Consider the following 15,754-nt stretch of genomic DNA (forward strand, 5'->3'; position numbering starts at 1 on the left):
GCCGGCGGAGGCACCGGCTTGTACGGGATGTCGAACAACAGTCGATGAACCGAACACATCGCGCGCCGAAACTAGAACCGGCCGGTAGGTAAGTCAACGGCTGCGACAGGAGTGCTCCGGCCGGATCCGCGAAGTGGCCGTTTCCGTACGGTCCCTGGGCGCCCGCGCGCCGCCATACTGTGCCTCGTGCGAGTGGCGATCATGACGGCGGGTTCGCGAGGTGACGTGGCTCCCTTCACCGGGGTCGGGCAGGCGCTGGTGCGGGCGGGGCACGAGGTCACCCTCGTCACCCACGCCCGGTTCGCGCCGCTGGTCGCCGGCTCCGGGGTGGCCTTCCATCCCCTCCCGGTGGATCCGCTCGCCGAACTGGAGTCCGCGCGCGGCCGGGGGCTGCACCTCAGCGGCAGCGGCCCCGGCAAGCTGTTCCGCGTCGTCGCCCTCGCCCGCTCGCTCGTCGGCGAGCTCGCGGACGGGGTGATCGAGGCGGCCCGTACGAGTGACGCGCTCCTGCTGTCGGCGTCCCTCGCCCCGCTCGGCCACACGGTCGCCGAGGGCCTGCGCCTCCCCGCCCTGGACCTCCCCCTCCAACCCATCGCCCCCACAAGGGCGTTCGCCCCGCCCCTCCTCGGCAACGGCGATTTCGGCGCCCTCCCCAACCTCCTCACCGGCCACCTGGTCGACCGCTCCGTCCACCACGTCTACGCCCCCGCGCTCCCCCAAGTCCGAGCCCAGCTGGGCCTACGCCCGTCCCGCCGCCGCCCCCGCCGACGCTCCCAGCTCCACCTCCACGGCTTCAGCCCCTCAGTGGTCCCCCGCCCACCGGACTGGCGCCCGGAGCTGAGGGTCACGGGTTACTGGTGGCCGTACGACACCGCGTCCCAACTCCCTTCGGAGCTAAGGGACTTCTTGACGGCGGGCCCTCCCCCGGTGTTCGTGGGGCTGGGCAGCGCGACGGTCCCTGATCCGCAGGGGCTGAGCGCGGAGGTGGTGGGGGCGCTGCGGAGGGCGGGGTTGCGGGGGGTGATCCAGAGGGGGTGGGCTGGGTTGTCGTCGGAGGCGGGGGGTTCGGGGGTGGGGGGATTGGCGGCGGGGGGATTGGCGGCGGGGGCGGGAGGTTCGAGGGCGGACGCAGGAGGTTCGGCGGCGGGGGCGGGAGGTCCGGCGGCGAGGGCGGGAGGTCCGGCGGCGAGGGCGGGAGGTGCGGCGGCGGACGCGGAGGGCTCGCGGGCGGGCGCGGGAAGCTCGGCGGCGGACGCAGAAGGCTTGCTGGCGGGCGCGGGAAGCTCGGCGGCGAGGGCAGGAGGTCCGGCGGCGGACGCGGAAGGCTCGCGGGCGGGCGCGGAGGATTTGGCGGCAGGCGCGGAAAGCTCGACAGCCGGCGCCGACGACATCCTGACCATCGGCGAGGTCCCGCACTCCCTCCTCTTCCCGCACATGGCGGCGATCGTCCACCACTGCGGCGCCGGCACGACAGCGGCGGCCATCCGGGCGGGGGTTCCGTCAGTACCGGTACCGATCCAGTTCGACGAGGGCTTCTGGGCGGGGCGGTTGGTGGCGCTGGGGGTGGCGCCCGGGGTGCTGCCGCTGCGCAGACTGACGGCGGAGACGCTGGCGGAGGGGTTGAGGAGGGCGACGGGGACGGGCCGATTCGGGGAGCGGGCACGGGAGTTGGGGGAGAGGGTGCGGGGGGAGGATGGGATGAGGGAGGTGGTGGAGGAGGTGGGGAGGATGGGGGATTGACCGGCGGATCTGCGACTCCGCCGCGCGAGCGCAACCGCTGACCGGCTGCACAGCGCCGTCTCCAAGGACGCGTCGCCGCCGGATCGGCGCACAGCGCCGTCCTAGGGGCGCGGAGCTGTATCGATCTGCAACTCCGCCCCGCAAGCACAACCGCCGACCGGCGCGCAGCGCCGTCTACAGGGACACTGGGCGGTATCGATCTGCGACTCCGCCGCGCGGACGCGACCACCGACCGGCCGCGCAGCGCCGTTCCAAGGACGCGTGGCCGCCGGATCGGCGCGCAGCGCCGTCTACAGGGACGCGGAGCTGTATCGATCTACAACTCCACCGCGCAGACCCGACCACCGACCGGCTGCACAGCGCCGTCTCCAAGGACGCGTCGCCGCCGGATCGGCGCGCAGCGCCGTCCTAGGGGCGCGGGGAACTGCGCGACCAGCCACAGCTCACCCGCACCCGCCCCACATCAGAACCCCCCACCCCCTCTAGCTGAACTTCTGCCCCACCCAAGCCCCCAACTCAGCCCGAGCCGCCGCCAGCACCGAACTAGACGGCGAAGAAGCCCCATTGGTGACCAGCGCGTAGTGCAGAACCCCCGAATCCCCCGCGCTCAACAGCAACCGCCGGCTCCCACTCCCCCCAGGCTCGACAGCCGCCCCGATCTTCGTGGAGCCGCTGTACGCGGCAGGCCCGTACACCACCCCCAGGTCGGACACGACAGTCGTAGCAGCCGTCGGGAAAGATGCCGGAAGATGCAACTCGGTAGGCGCGGACCCCCCGTTGGACCGCCACACCAGCACCCCGTACTGCCCCGCCCCCACCAGCGAGGACACATTGGGCAGCGAACTCGGCACCGGGTTCCAGGTCAGGACGGTGGACCCGTCCCGGGACCGGTCCTCGTAGGTGAACGCCAGCGTCGTACCCGCCGTCGCGCTGGGATAGATCCGGTCGAGAAGCCGGGCATCCTGCCGGAGTACAGCGGTACCGGAGTCATCGAGCCGCACAGAAGAAAGATCCTCGTCGTTCCAGGCGTCCCCGGAGGTGAGCAGCTTGCTGGAGTTGCCGTTCATGTACTCGTGATGACGCCCGTTGTAGATGTCCCACTGCCATTGCTGACCGGACAGAACGGGCCCCGAACTCGCGGGAGCGGACCACCAGTTGGCGCCCTTGAGGCGGGAGTCGAGAGCTTGGTACATGGCTTTGACGACGGTCGGGGCCTTGCCGGCGACCATACCGGAGAGAGGATGCCCGAACTCACCGACGACGGCGGCGGTGCCGAGCGCGGCGGCCCGGTCACGGACGTTCCCGAAGTCCGTGGAGTACTGCCCGTCGGAGGCGTTGCCCCACATGAGGATGCCGGAGATGGCCTTCTGATCGTAGAAATGGGTGTTGAAGACGTACCGGCCGCCGAGGACACCGGCGTCGAGCAGCCCGCCCGTCTGATTGCTGACGTTGCCGTTCCAGAAGGGGTTCGGTTCGACGAGGGCGGGCTTGTCCTGCCAGCCGGCGGCGTCCATCCGGGCGCGGAACTTGACGTAGAACGGCAGCAGGACGTTCTGCTCCCAAGTGCGGCTGTTCTCACCGGAGTCGTAGCTTCCGGCGTACGGCTCGTTGAAGGGGTCGAAGCCGACGACGCCCGCGAACTGATCGGCGGACAGGTTCTGCTTGAGGTACGCCATCACCTTCTGCGAGGTGTCGAGGAAACTGTCCTGAAGGCCGTACCTGTTGTGCCAGAAGTCGTACTGGGCGGCCGTGACCGCGTTGTTCTGGGTGATGTTCTGGCCCCACATGAAGCAGATGCCGCACGACTCCTGCGGATAGTTCCCGAGGTCCACGGCCCATTTGGGGGCGCCGTCGCCGGTGTACCAGCTGCCGGTGTTGAAGAGGTACCGGGAGTAGAGGTCCTGGTGGAAGTCGGGGTAGACGCGGATGCCGGCGTCGAGGAAGGCGCCGATCTGGGCGGTCGCGGCGGAGAGGTACGCGGCGTCGAGCTGCCCGCGCACCGGTTCGGCGTACGCCCAGGACAGCAGGAACCGGACGGAGTTCCCGCCGCCGAGGGCGCGCAGCGCGGCGGCGGACTTCCTGGCGTCGGCGACGGAGGCGAAGGGCAGCCCCTTGTTCTCGTCGAGTTTGGTCTCGCCGGAGACGTTGTAGCCGCGCAGCACGACCTCGCGGCCTGTGCCGTCGACGAAGCGGCCGTTCGACACCGTGAGGGCGGTGCCGTCGAACGGCAGGGAGCCGGGGACGGAGGCGGCGGCGCCGGCGGGGGAGCCCAGCACCGTCAGGAATCCGCAGAGGACGACCAGCACGGCGAGCAGACGTGCCCGGAGTTTCGACATGTCCACTACAGTCAGACCCTTTCCGGACAGCGTCAATACTTCTGACTCACCGGTAAGTTCCTTCCCGGTATCCCCATTTGGCATGCGAAGATCCTTGACCTTTCCATGACGAACACGCATGGCACTTCCTCCGTCTCTTTGCCCAGCAGTGGCAGAGTTGTCCGGAAGGTTTCAGGAGGTGGTCATGGCGCTGACCGGTACGGCGTTCTTCGTCGCCCTCGTGGTGGCGACCGCGGTCGCGGTGGTGGGCACCATCGCCCTGTGGGCACGGGTGCGCGGACCCGGAGCGGTCCGCTGGGTCGTCCACGCGGTCATGATCGGTGTGTGCCAGCTCACGGCGATCTCCGTGGTGGCCGTGTGGATCAACAACAGTTACGGGCTGTACGCGTCCTGGGACGATCTGCTGGGGACGACCAACCCCAACGCGGTCGCGATGCCCGGGCCGCCGGTCGGCCGGGCCAAGTTCAACCACGGCACGCAGAACGACATCCTCGACACCTACTTCCGCGGCAAGTCCTCGATGCTGTCCGGCCAGGTCCTGGTCTGGACCCCGCCGCAGTACGACGAGGCCGCCTACCGCACCAAGAAGTTCCCGGTGCTGATGCTCCTGCACGGCGTGCCGGGCTCACCGCAGTCCTGGCTGGAGCACGGCAAGATGCCAGGCGCCTTCTCCGACCTGCTCGCGCAGGGCAAGACGCACCCGTTCATCCTGGTCATGCCGGTGGTGAACCCGGGCAGCGTCGACACCGATTGCAGCGACGTACCCGGCCACAAGGTCGCCACCTGGCTCGCGGACGACGTCCCGGCCCTGGTCCGCGCCAAGTTCCGCACCCTGCCGGGGCCCAGCGCGTGGGGCGTGTTCGGCTACTCGACCGGCGGTTTCTGCGCGGCCAAGCTGCCGCTCCAGTTCCCGAAGGTCTTCGGCGCCGGCGCCGCGCTCGACCCCGATCCGCTGACCGGCGACACCTCCGTCCTCACCGACCCGGCCGTACGCCGCCGCAACTCCCCGACCCACATGGTCCGCGGCAGCAAGGCCCACGTGAAGCTCTTCCTGGCCACCTCGCGCCAGGACCGGCTCAGCCCCGTCTCCTCCATCGAGCAGTTCCAGGCGGCGGCCTCCGGCACTCCGGTCGAGATCCGCTCCCTGCTGCTGGAGAGCGGCGGCCACAACTACAACACGTGGTCGGCGGAGTACCCGATGGCGTTCGGCCTGATGAGCCAGTGGCTGGAGGGGCCGCGCTGAACCGACGGGCGGGGTACGAGGGGGCGCGCGACGAACCCGTGCGCCCTCACCCCACCCCCACCTCGCACCACACCTGCTTCCCCCCGCTCACCGGCACCGTCCCCCACGCCTCCGAGACCGCCTCGACCAGCATGATCCCCCGGCCGCCGGTCGCCTCCCAGCCCAGGCCGGTCGGCTTGACCGGGGTGCGCGGGGAGTTGTCGGTCACCGCGAACCGCAGCCGGCCCGGCAGCAGCGTCAGGTCCAGGCGCACCGGGCCGTCCGTGTGGACGAGCGCGTTGGTGATCAGCTCGGTGACGACGAGCAGCGAGGTGTCCAGGGCCTCGCCGCCCACCCCCCAGCCGCGCAGCGTGCGCCGGGTGAAGCGGCGGGCGTGCCCCGCGGCCTCCGGTACCCGCCACACCGTCCACCCCTCCCGCAGCGGCCGTACGGCCATCCCGTCATAGCGCATGAGCAGCAGGGCCACGTCGTCGCCGCGGTGGGCGCCGGCCAGGAGGGCGTCGGCGACCTGGCCGAGGTGGGCGGGGTCGGCGGCGGCCAGGCCCGCGCAGAGGCGGGCGAAACCCTCGTCCATGGTGGAGTCGGCGGACTCGACGAGGCCGTCGGTGGTGAGGGCGAGGACCGTGCCGGGGGCGAGGCGCAGCGGGGTCAGCGGGAACTCGGCGCGTTCCATGACGCCGAGCGGGGGGCCGCCGTCGTCCTGGACGACCTCGGTGCCGCCGTCCGGGTGACGCAGCACGGCCGGCGGGTGGCCCGCGCGCACGCACCAGGCGGCGCCGGACTCCATGTCGACGTCGACATAGACGCAGGTCGCGAAGAGGTCGGTCTCCAGTTCCATGAGGAGGCGGTTGGCGTGGGCGACGACGACGTCGGGCGGGTGGCCCTCGGTGGAGTAGGCGCGCAGGGCGGTGCGCATCTGGCCCATGAGGGTGGCGGCGGCGGTGCTGTGGCCCTGGACGTCGCCGATGACGAGGGCGACGTGGTGGTCGGGCAGCGGGATCACGTCGTACCAGTCGCCGCCGACCTCAAGTCCGGCCGTCGCGGGCAGGTAGCGGGCGACGGCGACGCCGCCGGGCAGCCGGGGCAGGCGGCGGGGCAGGAGCTGGCGCTGGAGCATGCCGACGAGTTCGTGTTCGGCGTCGAAGGCGTGGGCGCGGGTGAGGGCCTGCCCGGCGAGGCCGGCTGAGGCGGTCAGCAGGGCGCGTTCGTCGGTGCCGAAGTCGTGCGGGGCGTCCCAGCCGATGAGGCAGACGCCGACCGCGCGTCCGGCGGCGGTCAGCGGCAGGACGGCGAGGCCGCCGGGGCCGACCTCGGCGAGGGTGGGTTCGAGGCCCGTGCCGGCCGACCAGGTGCGGGCGCGGCCCTCGCGCAGGGCGGCGGCGAGGGTGGGCATGGCGCGCAGCGGGGCGTCGGGCCACTCGCTGCGCCACTCGTCGCGCCACAGCTCGGGCCAGGCCTTGGGGGCGGGCGGGTCGAGGACGGTGACGACGAGCCGTTCGCCCTCCAGCTCGGCGACGGCGATCCGGTCGGCGCGCAGCGGCCCGCGCAGCGCGGTGACGACGGCCTGGCCGACCTCGCGTACGGTCCCGGCGGTGGACAGGGCGGCGGCGAGCCGCTGGACGCGGGCGACGTCGGCGACCTCGGGGCGCAGCGCGGCGGTGTCGGCGACGGTACCGACCAGGCGCGCGGGCTCGCCCTCGGCGACGGCCTCGACGCGGGCGCGCAGCCGCAGCCAGCGGGGCGGCCCGGCGGTGCGGACGCGGAACTCCAGCTCGCGCTCGCCGAACGACATGTGCCCGGCCTCGACGACCGACATCAGCGCGGGCAGGTCCTCGGGGACGGCCCGTCCGAGGAGGGTCTCGACGCGGCCGTCGAAGCGGTCGCGGGCCAGTCCGAACAGTTCCAGGAGCCGGTCCCCGGCCTCCAGGCGGCCGCTGCCGAGGGCGAGCGTGAACCCGTCGCCGGGCACCTCGTCGCGCGCCGTGGCGGCGCCGGGGCGCACCGCGAGGCTCTCGGCGACGAGGGTGAGGCAGGCGCGCGCCCCGTCGTCGAAGCCGTCCTCGCCGACGGCGAGGAGACAGCCGCCGGGCACGGGCAGCGCGCCCAGGGCGACGCCCTCGCGCAGGGTCGTCCACACGGGCTCGCCCGCGCGGTGCGCGAGGGCCGCGGGGGAGCCGCCGCCGGCCGGGTAGGCGTCGTCGAGGCCGTACCGGGTCCGGGGCACGCCGACCTCTTCGACCAGGCACAGCGCGTCCGGGCCCGCCACGTACGCGGCGGCGTGGAAGGCCGCTCCGAAGACCAGGGCCAGCTCCAGGATCCGCCGGGTGCGCTCGGGGGTGCCGGGGCCGTCCGTGATCTCCGTGATCGCCTTGCCCAGCGCCGTCCCGGCGCGCGACGGGCCCGCTCCGCGTCGACCGGCGCCCTCTCTGACCACGTCCGTCATTACAGCGCTTATATGACCGCACCGCAGCCCCTGTGCCGTCTCTGTGCCGCTGCTCGAACCCGCTCGAACAGGACTTTACGCGTGCGTTCCGCATGTCGATCTCATGACAGCCGTGACTGTCGGCGCCCCCGGCGCCCTGGAAGTCTCGTGGTCAGGCCACCGAGGGGGACGACGGGCATGGACAAGCGGTACGAGGTGTACGCCCTGGCGGACGCGCACTTCTACGAGACGCCGGACCGGCTGGGCGCCGGTGCGGACGCCTCGGCGGCGCTGTTCGCGACGGCGCGCAGGCCCGTGCCGCACGGGTGGGAGTCGGCGCGCACCGGCGACTGGCTGGCGCTGACCCCGGCGGGGGCGGAGGGTCCGAAGCAGGGCTGGAAGATCCACGCGTCGGCCACGCGGGCGAACGCGGACGAGATCGCCGGGATCGTCTGGGACTACTGCGTGCCGCGCGGCATCCCGTTCAAGTTCGTGCCGGGCCCGCATCTGCTGCACCTGCGCAACACCAAGTACGCGGGGCGCGACGGCAGCGGCAAGTTCGTCACCGTCTACCCGGCGGACGAGGATCAGCTGCACGAGGTGCTGCGGGAGCTGGGCGCCCTCCTGGAGGGCTTCGAGGGGCCGTACATCCTGACCGACCTGCGCTGGGGCGAGGGGCCGCTGTACGTGCGGTACGGGGCGTTCGCGCGGCGGTTCGTCGTCGACGAGCGGGGTTCGCTGGTGCCGGCGGTCGAGGACGGCTCGGGCACGCTGGTGCCGGACCGGCGGGCGCCGTCGTTCCAGGTCCCGGAGTGGGTGACGCTCCCGGAGTTCCTGCGGCCCGCGCTGGACGCCCGCAACACGACCACGGTCGGTGACCTGCCGTACAAGATCGAGAAGGCGTTGCACTTCTCCAACGGCGGCGGGGTCTACTCGGGGACGGACACGCGGACCGGCGAGAAGGTCGTGCTGAAGGAGGGCCGGCCGCACGCCGGGCTCGCCTCGGACGGGGCGGACGCGGTGACGCGGCTGGTGCGGGAGAAGGAGGCGCTGGAGGCGGTCGCGGGGACCGGGGTGGTGCCGGAGGTGCGGGACTGGTTCACGCTCGGCGGGCACCAGTTCCTCGTCATGGACTTCCTGGAGGGCCGGCCCCTCAACTCGTTCTTCGCGGAACGGCATCCGCTGCTGCTGCCCGACCCCGACCCGGAGGCGGTCGCCTCGTACACGGCGTGGGCGGTACGTATCCACGGCCTGGTGGAGCGGGCGGTCGGCGCGCTGCACGAGCGCGGGATCGTCTTCAACGACCTGCACGTCTTCAACATCATGGTCGCGCCCGACGAACTGTCCGTCTCCCTCCTGGACTTCGAGGCGGCGGCGCCCGCGAGCGAGAACGGCCGGCAGGTCGTCGCCCACCCGGGCTTCTTCGCCCCGCCGGACCGCAGGGGCGCGGACGTCGACCGGTACGCGCTGGCCTGTCTGCGGCTCGCCCTGTTCCTCCCGGTGACCTCGCTGTTCGTGGTCGACCGGGCGAAGGCGGCGCATCTCGCCGAGGTGATCCAGGGTCAATTCCCGGACGTGCCACCGCAGTTCCTGGCGGAGGCGGTCGCGGAGATCACCAAGGGGACGGTGCCCAAGGCGTCTTGGCCCGCCCCCAAGGACTGGCCGCACAGCCGCGACTCGATGGTCAAGGCGATCCTCGCCTCGGCGACCCCGGACCGCGCCGACCGGCTCTTCCCGGGCGACGTCGCCCAGTTCTCCGACGGCGGCGGCCTCGGCCTCGCGCACGGCGCGGCAGGTGTCCTGTACGCCCTGCGCGCGGCGGGCGCCGACCGCTACGAGGAGGGCGAACGCTGGCTGCTGGACCACACGGCCCCGCCCCCGCAGGGCACCCCGCTCGGCCTGTACGACGGACTCGCGGGCGTCGCCCACGTGCTGGCGCTGCTGGGCCACGAGGAACGGGCCCTCGAACTGGTCACCGGCATCCTCGGCGAACGCTGGCAGAACCTCTCCTCCGACCTCCAGGGCGGCCTGGCCGGACTCGGCCTGGTCCTGGGGGACTTGGCGGACCGGACGGGCGAACGGGAGCTGGCGGACCGGGCAGTCGAGGCGGCGGAGATCGTCGTGGCCCGGCTGACCGAGGCCGCCCCGGCCAAACGGCGGGCCGGACTCCTGCGGGGCGCCACCGGACCCGCGCTCTTCCTGCTGAGGCAGTACGAACGCACCGGCGAGGAACGGCTGTTGAAGGCCGCCGGGGTCGCGCTGCTGCGGGACCTGGAGAGCTGCACGGTCCGGGAGGGCGGCTCGCTGGAGGTCGACGAGGGCTGGCGGACGCTGCCGTACGCGGGTGACGGCAGCGCCGGGATCGGCCTCGTCCTGGACGACTACCTCGCCCACGGAGCCGACCCCGGCGGGGTGTTCGAGCAGGCCAGGGCGGGCGTGCTGGTGGCGGCGACGTGCCGCTTCTACGCCCAGCCGGGCCTCTTCCAGGGCCGCGCGGGGATGGTCCTGCACCTGGCCCGTACGACCGCGCCCGGCTTCACGCCCGCGCAACTGGACTCCCAAGTCGAGGCACTGGACTGGCTGGCGATGCCCTATCAGGGCCAACTCGCCTTCCCCGGCCATCAGATGATGCGCCTGTCCATGGACCTCGCGACCGGAACGGCCGGCTGTCTGCTGGCGCTCGCCGCGGCCCTCGACGAGGACGCCGCCGACGCCGCGACCCTGCCCTTCCTCGCGCCGCCGAAGAGGCGGCCCCACTGACGCGGTTCCCGTACTCGCGGAAGCCGTGAACCAACCCCCGTCCCCACGGGAACGACGGGCACTACGAAAGGAAACACCATGGCCCTTCTCGACCTTCAGACGCTGGAGTCCGAAGAGCACACGGACGGCGGCGGCGCGAGCACCGTCAGCCTCCTGTCCTGCATCAGCGCCGCGAGCATCCTGCTCTGTCTCTGAGCCGGACGAACCTCGCCCGCCGGCTCGGTGTCACCGATACCGCTTGTCGGTGACACCGGGTCCGCGCCGAGGAGCACCGCGCCGCCCGCGCGTCTGTGACGCGGGGCGCGCGCACCGCACCGCATGAAGCCCCGGGTGGCCGCCTTCCACGCAGGAGCGGCCCCCGGGGTGTGCGCGTGTGCGGCGTGCGGTCCTGGTACGTCTTGAGCTTGGTGTGTCTTGAGGAGAGACCCCGTATGCGAGAAGCGCCGGCCGATCAAGTGGCCCCGGCCGCGCGGCAGTTGCTGCGGGAGGCCGCGCGGCACAGCCGGCTGCGTACGGGGGCGCTGGTCGCCGTGAGTGTCGCCGGGACCGGGGTCGGGCTCGCGCTGCCCGCCGGGATGGGGCGGGCGCTGGATCTGCTGCTGGCGCGGGAGCCAGCCGGGCGGTGGGTGCTGTGGTGCGGTGTCCTGGTGCTGGTCGCGGTGGTGCTCGACGGGGTGCAGACCGTCCTGAGCGGCACCCTCGACGCCCGGACCGCCGCGTATCTGCGCCGTGGCAGCATCCGGCACGTCCTGTCGCTCGGCCCGCGGGCCGAAGACCGGTTCGGATCAGGTGACTTGGTGGCCCGGCTGGTCGGGAACGCCGCGCAGGCCGGTACGGCGCCCGGGGCGCGGGCGGCGCTGGTCGCGGCGCTCGCGGGGCCGGTCGGGGGGGTGGTGGCGCTGGGGCTGATCAACCCCTGGCTCGCGGTGGTCTTCCTCGCCGGAGCTCCGATTCTCGTACTGTTCCTGCGCGTTCTGGCCCGGGACACCTCGGCCTGTGTGACGCGCTACCAGGAGGTCCAGGGGAGGATCGCGGCGGCGCTGGCCGAGGCGGTCGAGGGGTTCCGGACGATCCGCGCGGGCGGGACGGCGGACCGGGACGCGGACCGGATCCTGCGGCCGTTGCCCGAACTCTCCGATGCCGGGCGGGAGATGTGGCGGGTGCAGGGGCGGGCCGCCGCGCAGGCCGTGGCCGTGGCGCCGCTGCTGCAACTGGGGGTGATCGCGGTGGCGGGACTGCTGCTGGCTGGGCGGCACGTGTCCGCTGGGGACTTGCTGGCGGCGTCGCGTTACGCGGTGCTGGCGACGGGGGTGGGTGTCCTGTCCGGCCAGCTGGCGGGCCTGGTCCGGGCCCGTACGGCGGCCCGGCGTCTCGGCGAGATCCGTGCTGAGGAACTCCCGGTGTACGGCACGGACCGCCTGCCCCAACAGGGTTTAGGGCGGCTGGAGTTGCGCGGGGTGACGGTCCGGCGGGACGGCCGTGCGGTGCTGGAGGACGTCGACCTGCTGGTGCCCGGTGGTACGACGCTGGCGGTGGTGGGGAGTTCCGGTGCGGGCAAGTCGCTGCTGGCGGCGCTGGCGGCGCGGCTCACGGACCCGGACGAGGGGGCGGTCCTGCTGGACGGGGTGCCGCTGACTTCCTTGTCCCGCAAGGAACTTCGGGGCGCGGTGGCGTGCGCGTTCGCACGTCCGGCGCTGCTGGGGGAGACCATCGAGGACACGATCGCGCTGGGCCTGCCCGGGAAGGAGGGGGTGCGGGCGGCGGCACGGACGGCCCACGCGGACACGTACATCGACCGCCTCCCGCAGACCTACGCGACCCCCTGCGCACAGGCCCCCCACTCAGGAGGCGAGGCCCAACGCCTGGGCCTGGCCCGCGCCTTCGCCCGCCCGAGCCGCCTCCTCGTCCTGGACGACGCCCTCTCCAGCCTCGACACGATCACCGAACACCACATCACCGAGGCCCTGTTGACCTCCCCGCACACCAACACCCGCCTCCTGATGGCCCATCGGGCGACGACAGCGGCCCGCGCGGACAGGGTCGCGTGGCTGGAGGGGGGACGGGTACGGGCGGTGGGGCGGCATGAGGAGCTGTGGGGGGCGGCGGGGTATCGGGAGCTGTTCGGGGAGGGGGGCGAGGGGAGCCGGGAGACCGGGACAGCTGAGCCGGCCGGCGCGCGGGGGGCGGGCGGCGGAGCGCGCCGGAGCGGCAGCACCGGCAGCGCCCCGGCCCAGCTCTCCGATCCCGCTGACCCGGTCCGGCTCTCCGATCACGCCACCCCGGCCCGGCTCCCCGATCACGCCACCCCGGCCCGGCTCCCCGATCGCGCCGACCCGCCCGGCGGCTCCGAGCCGCCCGGCGCCTTCACTTCCCGCGAGACCCCCGCATGACCCCTGACCTCGCCCTCGCCCCCTCCGAGGAAGCCCCCGTGCCCCCCACCCTCCCCCGCCAAGGCCTCCGCTTCCTCCTCTCCCGCCCCCGCGTCCTCCTCCGGCTCGCCCTCTGGTCCCTCCTCGAAGGCGGGCAGACCTTTCTGCTCGGGTATGCGCTCGCGCAAGCGCTCGACAAGGGGTTTCTCGCCGGGCGGGCCGGGGTCGGGGGGGCCTGGCTCGGGGTCGCCGCCGGTGGGGTCGTCGTGGGGGCCTATGGGACCGGGCGCGTCTATTACGCCGTCGCCGATCTCGTCGAACCCTTGCGGGACCGGCTCGTCGAGCGGGTCGTACGGCGAGGGGTGCGCGGCGGTGACCGCGGCGCGCTCTCCGGGCTGACCCAGCAGGTCGAGATCGCCCGCGACACCTTCGCCGGCCTCGTCATGGTCTCCCGTTCCTTCGTCGTCACCGCCGCCGGCGCCCTCGTCGGACTCTTCTCGCTCGCCCCGGCCCTCCTCCTGGTCGTCGTACCGCCGCTGCTCGCCGGAGTCGGCCTGTTCGCGGTCTCGCTGCGGCCCCTCAGCAGGCGGCAGGAGGCCTATCTCGCCGCCGACGAGGACCTCGCCGCCCAACTCGGCGCCGTCTGCCCGGGGTTGCGGGACATCACGGCGGCCGGGGCCGAGGAGCAGATCTACGCCGGCAGCGGGCGCCTCGTCGACGCCGAGCTGGACGCCGCCCGTTCGCTGGCCCGCTGGAGCGTCGTACGCGTCGCCGCGCTCGCCGTCGGGGGGCAGCTCCCTGTCGTGCTGCTGCTGGTGGGGGCGCCCTGGCTGCTCGGGCGCGGGGTCACGCCGGGGGGGCTGGTCGGGGCGTTCGCCTATCTCACACAGTCACTGCTGCCGGCGCTGCGCGCGCTCGTCCATGGGCTCGGGACCAGCGGGGCGCGGCTGACGGTCGTGCTGCGCAGGCTCACGGCGGAACAAGGCCGGCCCCAGCCCCGACCCCAGCCCCAGCCCCAGCCCCAGCCCCAGCCCCAGCTGAACGCCGGGAACGCCCAGCAGACACCGACGCTCCCGAGCCCCGCGGGCACCCCAAGTCCCCCGAGCCCCCCAAGACTCTCCAACCCCACCGACACCCCCCTCCCCAAAACACCCCCCGCCCTCTCCCTCACCTCCCTCACCTTCGCCTACGGCCCCGCCTCCACCCCCGTCCTCGACGACCTCTCCCTCTCCCTCGCCCCCGGCGCCCACCTGGCCGTCGTAGGCCCCAGCGGGATCGGTAAGTCGACGCTCACCGCGCTCGCCGCCGGGCTGCTCGCGCCGGGCAAGGGGCGCGTGCTCATCGACGGGCACCCCGTGCCCAGCGCCGAAGCCGCCCGCCGGCGGGTGCTCATCCCGCAGGAGGCGTACGTCTACAGCGGCACCCTCGCCGAGAATCTGAGCCATCTGCGGCCGGACCCCGTCCCCGAGGGCGAACTGCTCGCCGCCGCCGCGGAGATCGGCCTGCTGCCCTTGCTGGAGCGGCTCGGCGGACCGCGCGCGCTCCTCGTGCCCGGCGCGCTCTCCGCCGGTGAGCGGCAGCTGATCGCGCTCACCCGGGCCTACCTCTCCCCCGCCCCGCTCGCGCTGCTGGACGAGGCGAGCTGTCATCTCGACGCGGCGGCGGAGGAGCGGGCGGAGCGGGCGTTCGCCGCGCGGCCGGGCGGCACGCTGGTCGTCGTCGCGCACCGCATCGACTCCGCCCGCCGCGCAGGCCGCGTCCTGGTCATGGACGGGCCGCGGACCGCGTACGGCACGCACGAGGAGCTGCTGGAGCGCTCGGCCCTTTACCGCGACTTGGTGGGGCGCTGGGCACCGAACGGGGAAACTCCGCGAAAAAGTCCGGAAATCGCGCCGCATTCCCCCGATGCCACCGATACCCCGGAAATCCTGGAAACCCGGCCCGCGTAGGAATCCCTCATAACCACCCCTGCCCCTGGGAAATCCGGATCGCGTCGATCCGATTCCGCGCCCCCGTCTTCCGCGTGATCGCGGCCATGTAATTCCGTACCGTCCCGTGCGACAAGTGCAGCCGCCCGGCGATCTCCGCGACGGAGGCGCCCTCGGCGGCGAGTGTCAGCACACTCAGTTCACGGCGGGTGAGCGGCATCTCGGCGGCTTTGAGGAATCCGAAGCCGAGGGAGTCATTGATGAAACGTTCCCCCGCGGCCACCCGCCGGATGCCGTCGAGTAACTGCTCGGGCGGGCCCGCCTTGTCGACGTAGCCGAGCGCCCCGGCCTCCAGGGCCCGCTTGAGCAGGCCGGGGCGGTGCGCGCTGGCGAGGACGAGCAGCCGGGGGGCGACCCGGCCCGCGCCCGGTGCGCACAGTTCGCCCAGTGGCGGGATGCCGTAGCTGTCGTCGCAGTCGAGGTCGGCCGCGCAGACGAGGGGCTGGACAGAGCGGACGCGGGCTGGTGCGGCCCGCCATGACGTGTCGTGCACCCGCAGGTCGCTCTCCCGCCCCAGCCATCTCGCCAGAACCGTCCGCACCAGACCCTCGTCGTGCACCAGCAGTACCCGGATCACTCCCGCCCCTTCGGTTCTCTTCCGCGCTCTTGGTGATGTTCGTGCGTGGCCCATTCTTGGTGTCCTGGGCCGATTCGGGGCGCGGATAACCGGCCACAGCGATGCGCGGGGGCGCACGCGCGGCGCCCGGCCGCTGCCGCGCGCTCCGATCTACGCTCCGATTCGCGGCATTTCGGGGGTCTGCGCACCCTCGGACCGGGTATAAGCGCGCCCGCTCGCCGTGCGGCCGGCCCTGACTCGGGGGAGATTTGTTCCCGGGGTCGCGAGGAGGTGGTCGTGTGGGCGACGGGCGGGCTCCGGCCGGCGCGCCGCTGCTGTC

Annotated in this window: 9 protein-coding genes; 6 read left to right on the forward strand and 3 right to left on the reverse strand. The window is 73.2% G+C overall.

Annotated elements, in window-relative coordinates:
* Positions 1–186 precede the first annotated feature (186 nt).
* Positions 187–1,740: a glycosyltransferase gene (locus tag ACYUD3_RS11620; RefSeq protein ID WP_470967680.1), complete on the forward strand. Its 1,554-nt coding sequence runs from the start codon at positions 187–189 to the stop codon at positions 1,738–1,740.
* A 482-nt stretch (positions 1,741–2,222) separates the two neighbouring features.
* Here the strand turns inward: ACYUD3_RS11620 and ACYUD3_RS11625 are convergent, their stop codons facing one another.
* The gene (locus tag ACYUD3_RS11625; RefSeq protein ID WP_470967682.1) at positions 2,223–4,076 is read right to left on the reverse strand and encodes a cellulase family glycosylhydrolase; all 1,854 of its coding nucleotides are present in this window, start codon (positions 4,074–4,076) and stop codon (positions 2,223–2,225) included.
* A gap of 184 nt (positions 4,077–4,260) precedes the next feature.
* Between ACYUD3_RS11625 and ACYUD3_RS11630 the strand changes: the two genes are divergently transcribed.
* Positions 4,261–5,319: an alpha/beta hydrolase gene (locus ACYUD3_RS11630; protein WP_470967685.1), complete on the forward strand. Its 1,059-nt coding sequence runs from the start codon at positions 4,261–4,263 to the stop codon at positions 5,317–5,319.
* Positions 5,320–5,365: 46 nt separating this feature from the next.
* On the opposite strand, the gene ACYUD3_RS11635 is transcribed toward ACYUD3_RS11630, so the two are convergent.
* Complete coding sequence (locus ACYUD3_RS11635; RefSeq protein ID WP_470967687.1) at positions 5,366–7,762, reverse strand: SpoIIE family protein phosphatase; 2,397 nt, start codon at positions 7,760–7,762, stop codon at positions 5,366–5,368.
* A 177-nt stretch (positions 7,763–7,939) separates the two neighbouring features.
* Here ACYUD3_RS11635 and lanKC point away from each other — a divergent pair, with 177 nt between their 5' ends.
* From lanKC to ACYUD3_RS11655, 4 genes are all read left to right on the forward strand, one after another.
* Positions 7,940–10,501: a class III lanthionine synthetase LanKC gene (gene lanKC / locus ACYUD3_RS11640; RefSeq protein WP_470967689.1), complete on the forward strand. Its 2,562-nt coding sequence runs from the start codon at positions 7,940–7,942 to the stop codon at positions 10,499–10,501.
* A gap of 78 nt (positions 10,502–10,579) precedes the next feature.
* The gene (locus ACYUD3_RS11645; RefSeq protein ID WP_470967692.1) at positions 10,580–10,696 is read left to right on the forward strand and encodes a SapB/AmfS family lanthipeptide; all 117 of its coding nucleotides are present in this window, start codon (positions 10,580–10,582) and stop codon (positions 10,694–10,696) included.
* Positions 10,697–10,932: 236 nt separating this feature from the next.
* Positions 10,933–12,891 carry an ABC transporter ATP-binding protein gene (locus ACYUD3_RS11650; RefSeq protein WP_470967694.1) on the forward strand — a complete coding sequence of 653 codons (1,959 nt, stop codon included), beginning with the start codon at positions 10,933–10,935 and terminating at the stop codon, positions 12,889–12,891.
* Positions 12,888–14,819: an ATP-binding cassette domain-containing protein gene (locus ACYUD3_RS11655; protein WP_470967697.1), complete on the forward strand. Its 1,932-nt coding sequence runs from the start codon at positions 12,888–12,890 to the stop codon at positions 14,817–14,819. Before ACYUD3_RS11650 ends, ACYUD3_RS11655 begins: the two co-directional genes overlap by 4 nt.
* 7 nt (positions 14,820–14,826) lie before the next feature.
* Here the strand turns inward: ACYUD3_RS11655 and ACYUD3_RS11660 are convergent, their stop codons facing one another.
* Positions 14,827–15,435, reverse strand: coding sequence for a LuxR C-terminal-related transcriptional regulator (locus ACYUD3_RS11660; protein ID WP_470967699.1), 609 nt, complete (start codon positions 15,433–15,435; stop codon positions 14,827–14,829).
* Positions 15,436–15,754 lie beyond the last annotated feature (319 nt).

Source organism: Streptomyces sp. AMJ-169, assembly GCF_055597585.1.

Bases quoted from the DNA above. Each gene is read 5' to 3' on its own strand.
- ACYUD3_RS11635 (WP_470967687.1), bottom strand. From the start codon at position 7,762: ATGACGGACGTGGTCAGAGAGGGCGCCGGTCGACGCGGAGCGGGCCCG.
- ACYUD3_RS11650 (WP_470967694.1), top strand. From the start codon at position 10,933: ATGCGAGAAGCGCCGGCCGATCAAGTGGCCCCGGCCGCGCGGCAGTTG.
- lanKC (WP_470967689.1), top strand. From the start codon at position 7,940: ATGGACAAGCGGTACGAGGTGTACGCCCTGGCGGACGCGCACTTCTAC.
- ACYUD3_RS11655 (WP_470967697.1), top strand. From the start codon at position 12,888: ATGACCCCTGACCTCGCCCTCGCCCCCTCCGAGGAAGCCCCCGTGCCC.
- ACYUD3_RS11630 (WP_470967685.1), top strand. From the start codon at position 4,261: ATGGCGCTGACCGGTACGGCGTTCTTCGTCGCCCTCGTGGTGGCGACC.
- ACYUD3_RS11625 (WP_470967682.1), bottom strand. From the start codon at position 4,076: ATGTCGAAACTCCGGGCACGTCTGCTCGCCGTGCTGGTCGTCCTCTGC.
- ACYUD3_RS11645 (WP_470967692.1), top strand. From the start codon at position 10,580: ATGGCCCTTCTCGACCTTCAGACGCTGGAGTCCGAAGAGCACACGGAC.